This is a genomic window from Enterobacter sp. FW301-JW81, assembly GCF_058788735.1.
In genome coordinates this window covers 343,813-358,782 of record NZ_JBYTBA010000001.1, presented here as the reverse complement: position 1 = coordinate 358,782, position 14,970 = coordinate 343,813, and the positions used below count along the sequence as shown (strand labels likewise).

General features: G+C 60.6%; 15 protein-coding genes. 11 read left to right on the top strand and 4 right to left on the bottom strand.

What is annotated here, in order from left to right; genetic code table 11:
* The first annotated feature begins 366 nt into the window (after nucleotides 1-366).
* Complete coding sequence (gene putA / locus AC3WOK_RS01630) at nucleotides 367-4,329, top strand: trifunctional transcriptional regulator/proline dehydrogenase/L-glutamate gamma-semialdehyde dehydrogenase (RefSeq protein ID WP_492353822.1); 3,963 nt, start codon at nucleotides 367-369, stop codon at nucleotides 4,327-4,329.
* A 101-nt stretch (nucleotides 4,330-4,430) separates the two neighbouring features.
* Nucleotides 4,431-4,823, top strand: a complete 393-nt coding sequence (locus AC3WOK_RS01625; protein WP_492354226.1) for a lysozyme inhibitor LprI family protein — start codon at nucleotides 4,431-4,433, stop codon at nucleotides 4,821-4,823.
* A gap of 53 nt (nucleotides 4,824-4,876) precedes the next feature.
* Here the strand turns inward: AC3WOK_RS01625 and rutR are convergent, their stop codons facing one another.
* On the bottom strand, nucleotides 4,877-5,515 hold the full coding sequence (gene rutR / locus AC3WOK_RS01620) for an HTH-type transcriptional regulator RutR (protein ID WP_447855393.1): 639 nt from the start codon (nucleotides 5,513-5,515) through the stop codon (nucleotides 4,877-4,879).
* A 243-nt stretch (nucleotides 5,516-5,758) separates the two neighbouring features.
* On the opposite strand from rutR, the gene rutA reads away from it, so the two are divergent.
* The 7 genes from rutA to rutG are packed head-to-tail and all read left to right on the top strand — an operon-like array spanning nucleotide 5,759 to nucleotide 11,192.
* Complete coding sequence (rutA, locus tag AC3WOK_RS01615) at nucleotides 5,759-6,850, top strand: pyrimidine utilization protein A (RefSeq protein ID WP_447855392.1); 1,092 nt, start codon at nucleotides 5,759-5,761, stop codon at nucleotides 6,848-6,850.
* On the top strand, nucleotides 6,850-7,539 hold the full coding sequence (rutB, locus tag AC3WOK_RS01610; protein WP_492353821.1) for a pyrimidine utilization protein B: 690 nt from the start codon (nucleotides 6,850-6,852) through the stop codon (nucleotides 7,537-7,539). Before rutA ends, rutB begins: the two co-directional genes overlap by 1 nt.
* Before the next feature lie 11 nt (nucleotides 7,540-7,550).
* Entirely contained in the window at nucleotides 7,551-7,937 is a 387-nt protein-coding gene (gene rutC, locus AC3WOK_RS01605) for a pyrimidine utilization protein C (RefSeq protein ID WP_010429508.1), read from the top strand.
* A 7-nt stretch (nucleotides 7,938-7,944) separates the two neighbouring features.
* Entirely contained in the window at nucleotides 7,945-8,745 is an 801-nt protein-coding gene (gene rutD, locus AC3WOK_RS01600) for a pyrimidine utilization protein D (RefSeq protein WP_059311072.1), read from the top strand.
* 9 nt (nucleotides 8,746-8,754) lie between these two features.
* Nucleotides 8,755-9,345 (top strand): malonic semialdehyde reductase, encoded by a 591-nt coding sequence (locus tag AC3WOK_RS01595; protein ID WP_063430130.1) that lies wholly within the window; start codon nucleotides 8,755-8,757, stop codon nucleotides 9,343-9,345.
* An 11-nt stretch (nucleotides 9,346-9,356) separates the two neighbouring features.
* A complete protein-coding gene (gene rutF, locus AC3WOK_RS01590) occupies nucleotides 9,357-9,848 on the top strand; it encodes an NADH-dependent FMN reductase RutF (RefSeq protein WP_063955761.1) in 492 nt (163 codons plus the stop codon).
* Between the two features lie 21 nt (nucleotides 9,849-9,869).
* Nucleotides 9,870-11,192: a pyrimidine utilization transport protein G gene (rutG, locus tag AC3WOK_RS01585; RefSeq protein WP_492353820.1), complete on the top strand. Its 1,323-nt coding sequence runs from the start codon at nucleotides 9,870-9,872 to the stop codon at nucleotides 11,190-11,192.
* Here rutG and AC3WOK_RS01580 read toward each other — a convergent pair.
* Nucleotides 11,180-12,103: a DMT family transporter gene (locus AC3WOK_RS01580; RefSeq protein ID WP_063430136.1), complete on the bottom strand. Its 924-nt coding sequence runs from the start codon at nucleotides 12,101-12,103 to the stop codon at nucleotides 11,180-11,182. The genes rutG and AC3WOK_RS01580 overlap by 13 nt on opposite strands.
* A 117-nt stretch (nucleotides 12,104-12,220) precedes the next feature.
* The gene (locus AC3WOK_RS01575) at nucleotides 12,221-12,391 is read right to left on the bottom strand and encodes a con-10 family general stress protein (protein WP_023311077.1); all 171 of its coding nucleotides are present in this window, start codon (nucleotides 12,389-12,391) and stop codon (nucleotides 12,221-12,223) included.
* 391 nt (nucleotides 12,392-12,782) lie between these two features.
* Between AC3WOK_RS01575 and wrbA the strand changes: the two genes are divergently transcribed.
* Together wrbA and AC3WOK_RS01565 are read left to right on the top strand one after the other, a co-directional pair.
* Entirely contained in the window at nucleotides 12,783-13,379 is a 597-nt protein-coding gene (wrbA, locus tag AC3WOK_RS01570; RefSeq protein ID WP_047346820.1) for an NAD(P)H:quinone oxidoreductase, read from the top strand.
* An 18-nt stretch (nucleotides 13,380-13,397) separates the two neighbouring features.
* Nucleotides 13,398-13,625, top strand: a complete 228-nt coding sequence (locus tag AC3WOK_RS01565; protein WP_047346821.1) for a YccJ family protein — start codon at nucleotides 13,398-13,400, stop codon at nucleotides 13,623-13,625.
* Between the two features lie 35 nt (nucleotides 13,626-13,660).
* Here AC3WOK_RS01565 and agp read toward each other — a convergent pair whose 3' ends face one another.
* On the bottom strand, nucleotides 13,661-14,902 hold the full coding sequence (gene agp / locus AC3WOK_RS01560) for a bifunctional glucose-1-phosphatase/inositol phosphatase (RefSeq protein ID WP_492353819.1): 1,242 nt from the start codon (nucleotides 14,900-14,902) through the stop codon (nucleotides 13,661-13,663).
* Nucleotides 14,903-14,970 lie beyond the last annotated feature (68 nt).

Genomic DNA, 14,970 nt, shown 5'->3' with positions numbered 1-14,970 from the left:
CCGGAACGAGGTGACGGTATCTTGTGTTTCGGTTGGGCGCGCTATCCTGCCGTATGCGCCTTCCGCTGACAAACGATTTAACACTGCATTTACATCAATTTCATCCCTGGTTTGATACGAGTTTCCTATAGGTTGCACTCGCTCACGCTTTTGCGGGTTGCACCTTTTAAAAGTGTTAACTCCCGCATAAAAACAGGCTTCCCGCCCAAAAGCCAGTGCGTTTTTCCAGCTAACCATTCGTTAACAATCCATTCATTTTCCGGGTTGCAAACCAGGTCACATTTAACACGGTTGCACAAAGTTGCAACATGGTGGATATTTCACGCTAACGACCAAACACGATGAAAGAACAACAGGAGCTTTGGCATGGGTATGACCACCATGGGGGTTAAGCTGGATGACGCCACCCGCGAACGGATTAAGACCGCAGCAACCCGCATTGACCGCACGCCGCACTGGTTAATTAAGCAGGCGATTTTTAACTATCTCGAAAGGCTCGAGAGCGATGAGGGCCTGCCGGAGCTGCCTGCCCTGCTGGCCGGTGCAGCGAACGAAAGCGAAGAAGCCCCGGCCGCTGGCGACGAGAATCATCAGCCGTTCCTCGAATTCGCCGAGCAGATCCTGCCGCAGTCCGTCAGCCGTGCCGCCATCACCGGCGCATACCGCCGCGCCGAAACCGACGCCGTACCGATGCTGCTGGAGCAGGCTCGCCTGCCAGAAGCCATTGCCGCACAGGCGCACAGCCTGGCGTACCAGCTTGCCGACAAGCTGCGCAACCAGAAAACCGCGACCGGCCGCGCCGGCATGGTTCAGGGCTTGCTGCAGGAGTTCTCCCTCTCGTCTCAGGAAGGCGTGGCGCTGATGTGCCTGGCGGAAGCGCTGCTGCGTATTCCGGATAAAGCCACCCGCGACGCGCTGATCCGCGACAAGATCAGCAACGGCAACTGGCATTCCCACATTGGCCGCAGCCCGTCGCTGTTCGTCAACGCCGCGACCTGGGGCCTGCTGTTTACCGGCAGACTAGTCTCGACCCATAACGAAGCCAACCTCTCCCGCTCCCTGAACCGCATTATCGGCAAGAGCGGCGAGCCGCTGATCCGCAAAGGCGTGGACATGGCGATGCGCCTGATGGGCGAGCAGTTTGTGACCGGGGAAACCATTGCCGAAGCGCTGGCGAACGCCCGCAAGCTGGAAGATAAAGGTTTCCGCTACTCCTACGACATGCTGGGCGAAGCGGCCCTGACCGCCGCCGACGCGCAAGCCTACATGGTCTCTTACCAGCAGGCGATCCACGCCATTGGTAAAGCGTCTAACGGTCGCGGTATTTATGAAGGCCCGGGCATCTCCATTAAGCTCTCCGCCCTGCACCCGCGCTACAGCCGCGCGCAGTACGACCGGGTGATGGAAGAGCTCTACCCGCGCCTGAAGTCCCTGACCCTGCTGGCGCGCCAGTATGACATCGGCATCAACATCGATGCCGAAGAGGCCGACCGCCTGGAGATCTCCCTCGATCTTCTGGAAAAACTGTGCTTCGAGCCGGATCTGGCGGGCTGGAACGGTATTGGCTTCGTTATCCAGGCCTACCAGAAGCGCTGCCCGTTCGTCATTGATTACCTGATTGACCTGGCCAGCCGCAGCCGTCGCCGCCTGATGATCCGTCTGGTGAAGGGCGCCTACTGGGACAGCGAAATCAAACGTGCCCAGATGGAAGGGCTGGAAGGCTATCCGGTGTATACCCGCAAGGTTTACACCGACGTCTCTTACCTCGCCTGCGCGAAAAAGCTGCTCGGCGTGCCGAACCTGATCTATCCACAGTTCGCCACCCACAACGCCCACACCCTGGCGGCGATCTACAGCCTGGCCGGGCAGAACTACTACCCGGGCCAGTACGAGTTCCAGTGCCTGCACGGCATGGGCGAACCGCTGTACGAGCAGGTGACCGGTAAAGTGGCGGACGGCAAGCTGAACCGACCGTGCCGTATTTACGCTCCGGTAGGTACTCACGAAACCCTGCTGGCATACCTGGTGCGTCGCCTGCTGGAAAACGGCGCGAACACCTCCTTCGTTAACCGCATCGCCGACACCACGCTGCCGCTGGACGAGCTGGTCGCCGACCCGGTGCAGGCCGTTGAGAAGATGGCGGCGCAGGAAGGTCAGATTGGCCTGCCGCATCCGAAGATTGCCCTGCCGCGCGAACTCTATGGCGCAGGCCGCGTCAACTCGGCGGGCCTGGATCTCGCCAACGAACACCGCCTGGCGTCCCTCTCCTCTGCCCTGCTCAACAGCGCATTGCAGAAATGGCAGGCCAAACCGATTCTGGAGCAGCCGGTTGCTGACGGCGAAATGCAGCCAGTCATTAACCCGGCGGAGCCAAAAGACATCGTCGGCTACGTGCGTGAAGCCACCGAAGCGGAAGTGGATCAGGCCCTGGACAGCGCGGTGAACAACGCCCCTATCTGGTTTGCCACGCCGCCGCAGGAGCGCGCCGCGATTCTGGAACGCGCCGCGGTGCTGATGGAAGATCAGATGCAACAGCTCATCGGCATTCTGGTGCGCGAAGCGGGTAAAACCTTCAGCAACGCCATCGCCGAAGTGCGCGAGGCCGTCGACTTCCTGCATTACTACGCGGGCCAGGTTCGCGATGACTTCGATAACGAAACCCACCGTCCGCTTGGCCCGGTCGTCTGTATCAGCCCGTGGAACTTCCCGCTGGCGATCTTCACCGGCCAGATTGCCGCCGCCCTGGCCGCAGGCAACAGCGTGCTGGCCAAGCCGGCAGAGCAAACCCCGCTGATTGCCGCACAGGGCATCAGCATTCTTCTGGAAGCCGGCGTGCCTGCGGGCGTGGTCCAGCTGCTGCCGGGCCGCGGTGAAACGGTCGGCGCTAAGCTGACCGCGGATAACCGCGTGCGCGGCGTGATGTTTACCGGCTCGACCGAAGTGGCCTCTCTGCTGCAGCGCAATATCGCTACCCGCCTGGATGCGCAGGGTCGCCCGACCCCGCTCATCGCGGAAACCGGCGGCATGAACGCCATGATCGTTGACTCCTCCGCGCTCACCGAGCAGGTGGTGGTTGACGTGCTGGCCTCCGCCTTCGACAGCGCCGGTCAGCGCTGCTCCGCCCTGCGCGTGCTGTGCCTGCAGGATGACGTGGCCGACCACACCCTGAAGATGCTGCGCGGCGCGATGGCCGAATGCCGCATGGGCAACCCGGGCCGTCTCACCACCGACATCGGGCCGGTGATCGACGCGGAAGCCAAAGCCAATATCGAAAACCACATTCAGGCCATGCGCGCGAAAGGCCGTCCGGTGTTCCAGGCGGTGCGTGAAAACAGTGAAGATACCCGCGAGTGGCGTACCGGCACCTTTGTGCCGCCAACGCTGATTGAGCTGGCGAGCTTCGACGAGCTGAAAAAAGAGGTCTTCGGTCCGGTCCTGCACGTGGTGCGCTACAACCGTAACAACCTCAACGAGTTAGTTGAGCAGATCAACGCCTCCGGCTATGGCCTGACGCTCGGGGTGCATACCCGTATCGACGAGACCATCGCGCAGGTGACCGGCAGCGCCAAGGTGGGCAACCTGTACGTTAACCGCAACATGGTCGGCGCGGTCGTGGGCGTGCAGCCGTTCGGCGGTGAAGGCCTTTCCGGCACCGGTCCGAAAGCGGGCGGTCCGCTCTACCTGTACCGCCTGCTGGCGAACCGTCCGGAGAACGCGCTGGGCGTAACGCTGGCGCGTCAGGATGTGGACTATCCGGTGGATGCGCAGCTGAAAACCGTGCTGACGCAGCCGCTGGAAGCCCTCATTACATGGGCGGAAAAACGTCCTGAACTGCGTAGCCTCGCGCAGCAGTACGGCGAGCTGGCGCAGGCAGGCACGCAGCGTCTGCTCCCGGGGCCAACCGGCGAGCGCAATACCTGGACGCTGATGCCGCGCGAGCGCGTGCTGTGCGTGGCGGATAACGAGCAGGACGCGCTGGTCCAGCTGGCCGCAGCTATGGCAACCGGCTGTGAAGTGCTGTGGCCGGAAGATGCGCTGCATCGCGATCTCGCCAAACAGCTGCCGAAAGCGGTCTCTGCCCGCATTCACTTCGCCAAGGCCGATGCGCTGCTGACGCAGCCGTTTGACGCCGTGATTTATCACGGTGATTCTGACCAGCTGCGCGAACTGTGCGAGCAGGTTGCAGCCCGCAGCGGGCCGATTGTTTCGGTGCAGGGCTTCGCCCGCGGTGAAACCAACCTGCTGCTGGAGCGCCTGTACGTTGAGCGCTCGCTCAGCGTCAACACCGCGGCGGCAGGCGGTAACGCCAGCCTGATGACCATCGGTTAATCGTGTAAACTCTCCCCGGTGACGCTACGCTTACCGGGGCTACAAAATCACCGTAGGCCGGATAAGCGCAGCGCATCCGGCTTTTTTACACGGAGGGAATGATGAAAAGAGTATTTCTCGCAGGCGCAGCACTGCTGCTGAGCGCCAGCGCGCTGGCCGACGAGTGCGACAAGGCGACCACCCAGACAGAACTCAGTGCCTGTGCGGCAGAGCAGTACCAGGCTGCCGATAAAAAGCTCAACCAGACCTATCAAGCCGCCATCAAGCGCGCGGCAGCCCCTCAGCGCGACCTGCTGAAAAAAGCGCAGCAGGCGTGGATTGCCCTGCGCGACGCAGACTGCGCGTTTATCGGTTCGGGTACGGAAGGTGGCAGCGTTCAGCCAATGATTGTTAACCAGTGCCTGGCGGAAAAAACCGCGGAGCGCGAAGCGTTTCTGGCCTCGCTGATGCAGTGTGAAGAGGGCGACTTAAGCTGTCCTCTCCCGCCGGGCTGACGAGGCACGGAACTATTCCCTCTCCCCTTGGGAGAGGGTTAGGGTGAGGGGAACTAACGCACGCGGATCCCTTCAATAATCATCCGCTGCACGTTTTCCAGCGTGCTGTGGAAAAACGCCTCGTCCTGGAGCGTTTTCCCGGTCACCGCCTCAACCTGGGCCGCAAAGTCAGCGTAATGCTGGGTGGAGGCCCAAATCATAAAGATCAGATGATGCGGGTCGACCGGAGCCAGCTTTCCGCTGGCGACCCATCCGGCAATAATGGCCGACTTATCGTCAACCAGCTGCTTTAAATCTCCGGTGAGTTCCGCCTGCAACAGCGGCGCGCCCTGCAGCATCTCAAGACAGAATAGCCTTGATGCCTGCGGGTAATCGCGCGACACCTCCAGCTTCAGGCGAATATACTCTTTGATCGCCACCAGCGGGGCCAGCTCTTCGCGAAACGCCTTGAGGGGCGCCAGCCAGATATCGAGGATCTGCTGCATCACCGCGATATAGAGCGCCTCTTTCGACGGGTAATAGTAGAGCAGATTGGTTTTGGACACCCCGGCCTGCTCCGCCACCTGCTCCAGGCGCGTGCCGTGAATACCAAACTGTGAAAAAGTCTCCAGGGCCGCGCTGAGGATGGCCTGCTTCTTGGCGCTCACGGCCTGCGAACGTTTACCTGGTGTTTTCACTGCGCCTTGTGCCATTCCCGCTCTCCTTATTCTGCGTTGCCCTCAGCATAGCAAAACCCCCGTCTCGCCACGACATCCTGCACTCCGATCGCGCATGAGTGCCTGTTTTCTGTGCAATGTTTTTGACCATTTAGTCCACTTTCACACGCATCAACTCACCAACTTCTGATTAACACGTTAATAACACTGCCATTTTCAAAAGTGGCACTGCCTTTGCAAAAACGTATTCACCTGCAATGTAGTGAAGAGAGGTTCGTGATGAAAATTGGCGTATTTGTACCGATCGGCAACAACGGCTGGCTTATCTCGACCACGGCACCGCAATACATGCCCACCTTTGAGCTGAATAAGGCCATTGTGCAAAAAGCGGAGCACTACCATTTCGACTTTGCGCTCTCGATGATCAAGCTGCGCGGCTTTGGCGGCAAAACCGAATTCTGGGATCACAACCTGGAGTCCTTCACCCTGATGGCCGGGCTGGCCGCGGTTACCTCGCGTATTCAGATTTACGCGACCGCCGCCACCCTCACCCTGCCCCCGGCGATCGTGGCGCGCATGGCCTCGACCATTGACTCCATCTCCGGCGGGCGCTTTGGCGTCAACCTGGTCACCGGCTGGCAAAAGCCGGAGTACGAGCAGATGGGGCTCTGGCCGGGTGACGATTACTTCTCTCGCCGCTACGACTACCTGACCGAATACGTGCAGGTCCTGCGCGACCTGTGGGGTACAGGCAAAAGCGATTTCAAGGGTGACTTCTTTACCATGAACGACTGTCGCGTCAGCCCGCAGCCTTCGGTCCCCATGAAGGTGATTTGCGCCGGGCAGAGCGACGCGGGAATGGAATTCTCGGCGAAATACGCCGACTTCAACTTCTGCTTCGGCAAAGGCGTCAACACCCCTGCAGCCTTCGCCCCGACCGCCGCGCGGATGAAAGAGGCCGCCGACAAAACCGGGCGCGACGTAGGCTCCTACGTGCTGTTTATGATCATCGCCGACGAGACCGACGACGCCGCGCGCGCCAAATGGGAGCGCTATAAGGACGGCGCCGACGAGGAAGCCCTGAGCTGGCTCACCGAGCAGAGCCAAAAGGATACGCGCTCCGGCGCGGACACCAACGTTCGCCAGATGGCCGACCCGACGTCCGCCGTCAATATCAATATGGGCACGCTGGTCGGCTCATACGCCAGCGTCGCCAGAATGCTTGACGAAGTATCGGCCGTTCCCGGCGCGGAAGGCGTCCTGCTGACCTTTGATGATTTCCTTACCGGCGTGGAAACCTTCGGCGAGCGCATTCAGCCGCTGATGCAGTGCCGCGCCCACATCCCTGCCGTTACCAAGGAGGTGGCGTAATGACGACCCTTAACGCTCGCCCGGAAGCCATTACCTTTGCGCCACAGCAGAGCGCGCTGATCGTGGTGGATATGCAAAACGCCTATGCCAGCCAGGGCGGCTATCTGGATCTGGCGGGGTTCGACGTCTCCGCCACCCGGCCGGTGATTGAGAACATCAAAACCGCCGTCGCCGCCGCGCGCGCTGCGGGCATACTTATTATCTGGTTCCAGAACGGCTGGGACGACCAGTACGTCGAGGCCGGCGGCCCCGGCTCGCCCAACTTCCACAAGTCGAACGCCCTGAAAACCATGCGCAAGCGGCCCGAACTGCAGGGCAAGCTGCTGGCAAAAGGCGGCTGGGACTATCAGCTGGTGGACGAACTGGTCCCGCAGGCGGGCGATATCGTCCTGCCCAAACCGCGCTACAGCGGCTTTTTCAACACGCCGCTCGACAGCCTGCTGCGCAGCCGGGGCATTCGCCACCTGGTGTTCACCGGCATCGCCACCAACGTCTGCGTGGAGTCGACCCTGCGCGACGGCTTTTTCCTGGAGTATTTCGGCGTGGTGCTGGAAGACGCCACCCATCAGGCCGGGCCGGAATTCGTCCAGAAGGCGGCCCTGTTCAATATCGAAACCTTTTTTGGCTGGGTCAGCAGCGTTGCGGAGTTCTGCGACGCCCTGAATCCCCCGCTCGCCCGTATCGCCTGAGGAGACATCTGATGCCGAAATCCGTGATTATTCCGCCGGGCACCAGCACGCCCATCGCCCCGTTTGTTCCCGGCACGCTCGCCGACGGCGTGGTGTATGTCTCCGGCACGCTGCCGTTTGATAAAGACAACAACGTGGTGTTTATCAACGACCCAAAGGCGCAAACCCGCCACGTGCTGGAGACGATCAAAACCGTGATCGAAACGGCGGGTGGCACCATGGAGGATGTGACCTTCAACAGCATCTTTATCACCGACTGGAAAAACTACGCCGCGATTAACGAAATCTACGCGGAGTTTTTCCCCGGCGATAAGCCGGCCAGGTTCTGCATTCAGTGCGGGCTGGTAAAGCCGGAGGCGCTGGTTGAGATCGCCACCGTTGCGCACATCGCGAAGTGAGGCAGCCATGAAACTCTCCGTCTCGCCGCCCCCGTATAAGGGCGCACCCGCGGTGGTCCTGATTGCCGGTCTCGGCGGCAGCGGCAGCTACTGGCTGCCCCAGCTGGCCGCGCTGGAGCAGGAGTATCAGGTTGTCTGCTATGACCAGCGGGGAACGGGCAATAACCCCGATGCCCTGCCGGAGGGTTACAGCCTTGCCCAGATGGCGGACGAGCTGGCCCGGGCGCTGGCGGAAGCCGGGATTGCCCGCTACAGCATCGTGGGCCATGCGCTGGGGGCGCTGGTCGGCCTGCAGCTGGCGCTGGATCATCCCGACGCCCTCACCGCGCTGGTGTGCGTCAACGGCTGGCTGACCCTTAACGCGCACACCCGCCGCTGCTTTCAGATCCGCGAGCGCCTGCTGCATTCCGGCGGCCCGCAGGCGTGGGTCGAGGCACAGCCTCTGTTTCTCTACCCGGCAGACTGGATGGCGGCCCGCGCCCCCCGCCTGGAGGCCGAAGAGGCCCTGGCGCTGGCCCATTTTCAGGGAAAAACCAACCTGCTGCACCGGCTCAGCGCCCTGAAAAAGGCCGACTTCAGCCGCCATGCCGCGCGCGTCCGCTGCCCGGTACAGATTATCTGTTCCGCCGACGACATGCTGGTGCCGTCCGTCTGCTCGTCCGAGCTGCAGGACGCGATCCCGCACAGCCGCAGCGCGGTGATGCGCCAGGGCGGGCACGCCTGCAACGTCACCGAGCCGGACACCTTTAACACCCTGCTGCTAAACGGGCTTGCCAGCCTGCTGCACAGCCATGAACACGCTTTATAAGGAGCTGTAATGAGCGAAGCCATTAACCCCACCGCGCTGGAGACGCTGTTCACCGGCGCACGCACCCACAACGGCTGGCAGGATCTGCCGGTCAGCGACGACGCGCTGCGCGAGATCTACGAGTTGATGAAATGGGGACCAACCTCCGCCAACTGCTCCCCGGCGCGGATCGTGTTTGTGCGAAGCGCGGAGGGAAAAGAGAAGCTGCGCCCGGCGCTCTCCAGCGGCAACCTGGAGAAAACGCTCACGGCCCCGGTCACGGCCATCGTGGCCTGGGACGGCGAATTCTACGAGCGCCTGCCCGCGCTGTTCCCGCACGGCGATGCCAGAAGCTGGTTTACCTCCAGCCCCGCGCATGCCGAAGAGACCGCCTTTCGCAACAGCTCGATGCAGGCCGCCTACCTGATCCTCGCCTGCCGCGCCCTGGGGCTGGACACCGGCCCGATGTCGGGCTTTGACCGGCAAAAGGTCGACGACGCCTTTTTCACCGGCACAACGCTTAAAAGCAATCTGCTGATCAACATTGGCTACGGCGATACAGCCAAACTGTACGGACGCCTGCCGCGTCTGGACTTCGACGATGCCTGCGGGCTGGCGTAAGGAGGTTCGTGATGACACCGGATAAACAAACCTTTCGCGACGCCATGGCCTGCGTGGGCGCGGCGGTCAATATCATCACCACCGACGGCCCTGCGGGGCTGGCAGGCTTCACCGCCAGCGCGGTATGCAGCGTCACGGACTCACCGCCCACCCTGCTGGTGTGCCTGAACCGCGGCGCGTCCGTCTGGCCCACGTTCCGCGAAAACCGCACGCTGTGCGTGAATACACTCAGCGCCGGACAGGAGCCGCTCTCGAACCTGTTTGGCGGCAAAACGCCGATGGAAGAACGCTTCGCCGCCGCCCGCTGGCAGACAGGCGACACGGGCTGCCCGCGGCTGGAGGATGCGCTGGCCTCGTTTGACTGCCGCATCAGCCAGGTGGTGAGCGTCGGTACCCATGACATTCTGTTTTGCGACATCGTTTCGATTATTCGCCACCCGGCACCGCAGGGGCTGGTGTGGTTTGACCGTGGCTACCACGCGCTTATGCGACCCGCCTGTTAACCCGCCTTAAGGAGACAGACCATGTTCGGATTTCCCCACTGGCAGTTGAAATCGACCTCCACAGAAACTGGCGTGGTCGCGCCGGATGAGCGGCTCCCGCTCGGACAAACACTCGTCATGGGCGTGCAACACGCGGTCGCCATGTTTGGCGCCACGGTGCTGATGCCGATGCTGATGGGGCTGGACCCCAACCTCTCGATTCTGATGTCCGGCATCGGCACACTGCTGTTCTTTTTTGTCACCGGCGGGCGCGTGCCCAGCTATCTTGGCTCCAGCGCCGCCTTTGTCGGCGTGGTGATTGCCACCACCGGGTTTACCGGCCAGGGGCTTAACCCTAACCTGAGCGTGGCCCTCGGCGGCATCATCGCCTGCGGCCTGGTGTACACCCTGATTGGTTTAGTGGTGATGAAGATCGGCACGCGCTGGATCGAACGCATGATGCCCCCGGTCGTGACCGGCGCCGTGGTGATGGCGATAGGCCTGAACCTCGCGCCGATTGCGGTCAGGAGCGTCTCCGCCTCGCCGTTTGAAAGCTGGATGGCGGTGATCACCGTGCTGTGCATCGGTCTGGTGGCGGTCTTTACGCGGGGGATGATCCAGCGGCTGCTGATTCTGGTCGGGCTGATCGTTGCCTGTCTGGCTTATGCCCTGCTGGCGAACGTTTTTGGCCTCGGCAAGCCGGTTGATTTTACGCTGCTTCATCAGGCCGCCTGGTTCGGCCTGCCGAAGGTCACCTCCCCCACCTTCAACACGCAGGCGATGATGCTTATCGCGCCCGTCGCCGTTATCCTGGTGGCGGAGAACCTGGGCCACCTGAAGGCCGTGGCGGGCATGACCGGACGCAGTATGGACCCGTACATGGGCCGCGCGTTTGTCGGTGACGGTCTGGCGACCATGCTATCTGGCTCTGTGGGCGGCAGCGGCGTCACCACCTATGCCGAAAATATCGGCGTGATGGCGGTGACCAAGGTTTACTCGACGCTGGTGTTCGTGGCGGCGGCGGTGATGGCGATGCTGCTCGGCTTCTCACCGAAGTTTGGCGCGCTGATCCACACCATTCCTTCACCGGTTATCGGCGGCGCATCGATTGTGGTATTTGGGCTGATTGCCGTGGCTGGGGCGCGCATCTGGGTGCAGCACCGCGTCGATCTCAGCCAGAACAGCAACCTGATTATGGTGGCGGTCACGCTGGTGCTGGGCGCAGGCGACTTCGCCCTGACGCTGGGCGGATTCACGATTGGCGGGATTGGCACGGCGACCTTTGGGGCAATTCTGCTTAACGCCCTGCTGAGCCGCCGGGAAGCGACCGCGCCGCAGGGCGAGGTAGTGCATCAGGATTCGTGATTTAACGTCGCGCTGTCATCTCCTGGCAGCGCGTTTTTCTTCCGCTTGAGCTTCAGCTCGCTCACCAGCACCCCGGCGACGATAAATGCCGCACCCACCAGGGCCAGCAGCGGCAGACGCTCCCCGGCCAGCCGCCCGAAAATGCCCGCCCAGACCGGTTCGCCGGTATAAATCACCGTCGCACGGGTTGGCGACACGCTGCGCTGCGCCCAGTTCATGGTGACCTGAATAATGGCGCTAAAGATGCCCAGCCCCAGCGCGACCACGATCAGGCCGGTGGACATCGGCGGCACGGACTCCCCGGCAGGCACCATCGTCGCAAACGCCACCAGCGACGCCGTGGCGAGCTGCACCACCGTCACCCGTTTGACGTCGACATCACCCGCCCAGGCGCTAATCAGAATAATTTCCGCCGCAATGGCAATCGCCCCGATCAGGGTAATGATCTCGCCCGGCCCCAGCGCCAGCAGGTTGTTTTCCGGCCCGGCGAGCATGATCAGGCCGATAAACGCCAGCACGATCCCGATGCAGGACATCAGCCCCGGGAGCCGCCCCAGGCACAGCCATTGTAGCAGCGGCACCAGGGGCACATACATGGCGGTGATAAACGCAGATTTACTGCTGGAGATGGTCTGTAATCCCCAGGTCTGCAGGCTGTAGCCCATCGCTATCGCCACCCCAATCGCCACGCCGGCCTTGAGCTCTTTTAGCGTCAGCCCGCGCAGGGTTTTAAGCGATATCAGCGCCACGGCAATCGCCGCCGTCGCAAAGCGCAGGCCGACAAAGAAGAAGGGATCGCTCAGGGTCACCGCGTACTGGACGGCCAGAAACGTCCCGCCCCAGAACATGGTGATGAGAATCAGGATGGCTTCCTGCGGCTTAACGGAGAATTTGAAACGGGAAACAGACATGCGGCACTCGCAGTTAACAACAATTCTCTAGTGTGCGTTGCCTTTGGTTACAGTTCAATGTTGCAGAAATAAAAAAACCGCCGGGATATCCCGGCGGCAGGGGTTCAACCCGGCGTGTTACTTGCTGCTGCCGTGGCTGTTTTTACCCCCTTTCTTGCCAGCTTCAGATGCGCGTTGCGGGTCATTCTTGAAGTTGCCCCCGCTATGCTGGCCACCTTTACGGCCTGCTTCTGATGCTCTTTCACGGTCTTCTGCGAAATTACCTGAACCACCACGATGGTTTGCCATCTCTAACCTCCAGAATGTGAAACATTAGACATCATATTGCATTCAGTAAAAGAGGATTCTTTCACCTCGCGACACAAGGGCAGTGCCTTTATCTGCGCCGCGTGAAACTAAGCTTAGTGGAATGCCGCTATCCGGCAAGCCGCAGGTAATATTCTGCAACATGAACTCAGTCTTTCGGGTGAGATAACGCGTCGGTGATTCATAAGCCTTTCTTATCGTTTTAAAAATCCGCCGCCGAAAAGTTGTTTCATTTTGCTACAAAGCCTTTTGGTTACCATATTGTTATAAATCAAAGAAATGGCGTTCATTTTTGCAGTCTGGCCGTGATGACATATCTTTAAATGAGCGCAGCGATCCGCTGTCAGAAAAAACAAACGAGGAGTGATGCAAAATGGCAAAAGTTCTGGTGCTCTATTATTCCATGTATGGACACATTGAAACCATGGCTCACGCGGTAGCAGAGGGTGCAAACAGGGTGGACGGCGTTGAGGTTGTGGTGAAGCGCGTACCGGAAACCATGCAGGCGGAAGCCTTCCTGAAGGCCGGGGGGAAAACGCAAAATGCCCCGGTTGCTACCCCGCAGGAACTGGCTGACTACGATGCCATCATCTTTGGCACCCCAACCCGCTTCGGCAATATGTCCGGCCAGATGCGTACCTTCCTCGACCAGACGGGCGGCCTGTGGGCTTCAGGTGCGCTGTACGGCAAACTCGCCAGCGTCTTCAGCTCCACCGGAACCGGCGGCGGCCAGGAACAGACAATTACCTCCACCTGGACTACCCTTGCTCATCACGGAATGGTGATCGTGCCGATTGGCTACGGCGCACAGGAGTTATTTGATGTGTCTCAGGTACGTGGCGGCACGCCGTACGGCGCAACCACCATTGCCGGCGGCGATGGCTCCCGACAGCCGAGCAATGAAGAGCTCGCTATCGCCCGTTACCAGGGTGAACACGTCGCGGGCCTCGCCAAAAAACTGAACGGCTAACCCAACAGGAGGACAAGCATGCCAACTCAAGAATCTAAAGCCCACCACGTGGGCGAATGGGCAAGTTTACGCAACACCTCTCCGGAGATCGCCGAAGCCATTTTTGAAGTCGCGAAATATGACGAGAAACTGGCAGAGCAGATTTGGGAAGAAGGCAGCGATGAAGTGCTGGTGCGCGCCTTCGAAAAGACGGACAAAGACTCGCTCTTCTGGGGCGAGCAAACCATCGAACGTAAAAACGTCTAATCGTTTCCCCCCCGCTGCCGCGGGGGGTTCTCTTCTTACTTCGCCGCGTTGTTCATCACCGCATTGAATTTATCGACAGGGCAGAAGCCGTTCGCATCCACCGGGCAGCCTTTCAGCTCCAGCGTCACGCGCTGCGCAGGCGACTGCAGCGACAGCACGCTGGCGTTACGCAGCTGCTCCGAACTTTGATAGACATACTCAATTTTCATCAGCTCCTGATTGGCATTTTTGTCATGCCAGCGCTGGAAGACGATTTTGCCGCCAATCGGGGTGCGCTCCTGCTGATCGTGCAGCTGGTACGGTTTGAAATCCAGCGCGGTGAGCAGGGAAGCAATGTTCGAATCATGCCCCACCAGCACGGTAATTTTCGGCGCTTTTGCCTGTTCGGTGACCAGCGTTTTATCGATATATTTCACCAGCGGTTTCGCCACGTTTTGCGCCACCTCGGTGGAGGTAAACAGCGAGTCCTGGTAACCGTTTTTCAGCTTCGACAGCACGCGCCACTGCTGGTCGGTTTTGATTTCCCCCCAGGCCACCTGGTCGGCCGGGAAGCCCTCGTAATACTGCAGCGTGAAGGCATCAACCAGCGAGTTACCCACCTTCAGCGGCCCGGATACGCCAGGCTCTTTTTCATAGTCGGCGCTGAAGGTATCTTTCGCGTCCGCCAGCGAGCAGACCTTTTTCTCTTTGCACGACGGCGAATCGGCGTAGTTCGTCATCTGCTCCAGCAGCTTATAGCTATCTTCGAGCTGCATTTTCTGGCGCTCGGCCTCCATCGCCTTCAGCGCTTTTTCGCGGAATTCAGGTGAGTTATCGGTAATCACCGGGTTGAAGGTCGGGTCCATGGTGCCCATTTTTTCCTGATGGTGCACGGGCACGTCGCAGCCCGGGAACGCGCCGGTAATGAAGAACTGCGCGGTGGCGACGGTACGCTGCAGGCTGTTGGCATAGGCATAAACAGTATCTGCTGGCGGGCATTCGCCGGTCTTGATCATCCCCTGCTGGGCCAGCCACTCGCGCATATAATGGCCCATATAGACCTCCAGCACGCCGCCTTTCGTGGTGAGCTGCCCGCCCGGCACCTCCCACTCAGGCCACTGCTTTGGCGTCGATTGCTCCAGCACGCTGCCGTTGTTGGCAAGCGGCGCGCGCAGGTTGTGACGACTCATGATTAAAACTTGCTCCAGCTGATACCCTTCCGGCGTCTCTTGCGCCTGCACGCCAAACGTTGCTGAAATGGAACCGGCGACTGCCAGCGCGAGTAGTGCTTTTCTCATCCCTAATTCCTCACTCGTTTTAAAATGTCGCGGTCAGTGTGACAGATTGGTGACAATTTTCCGGGAAG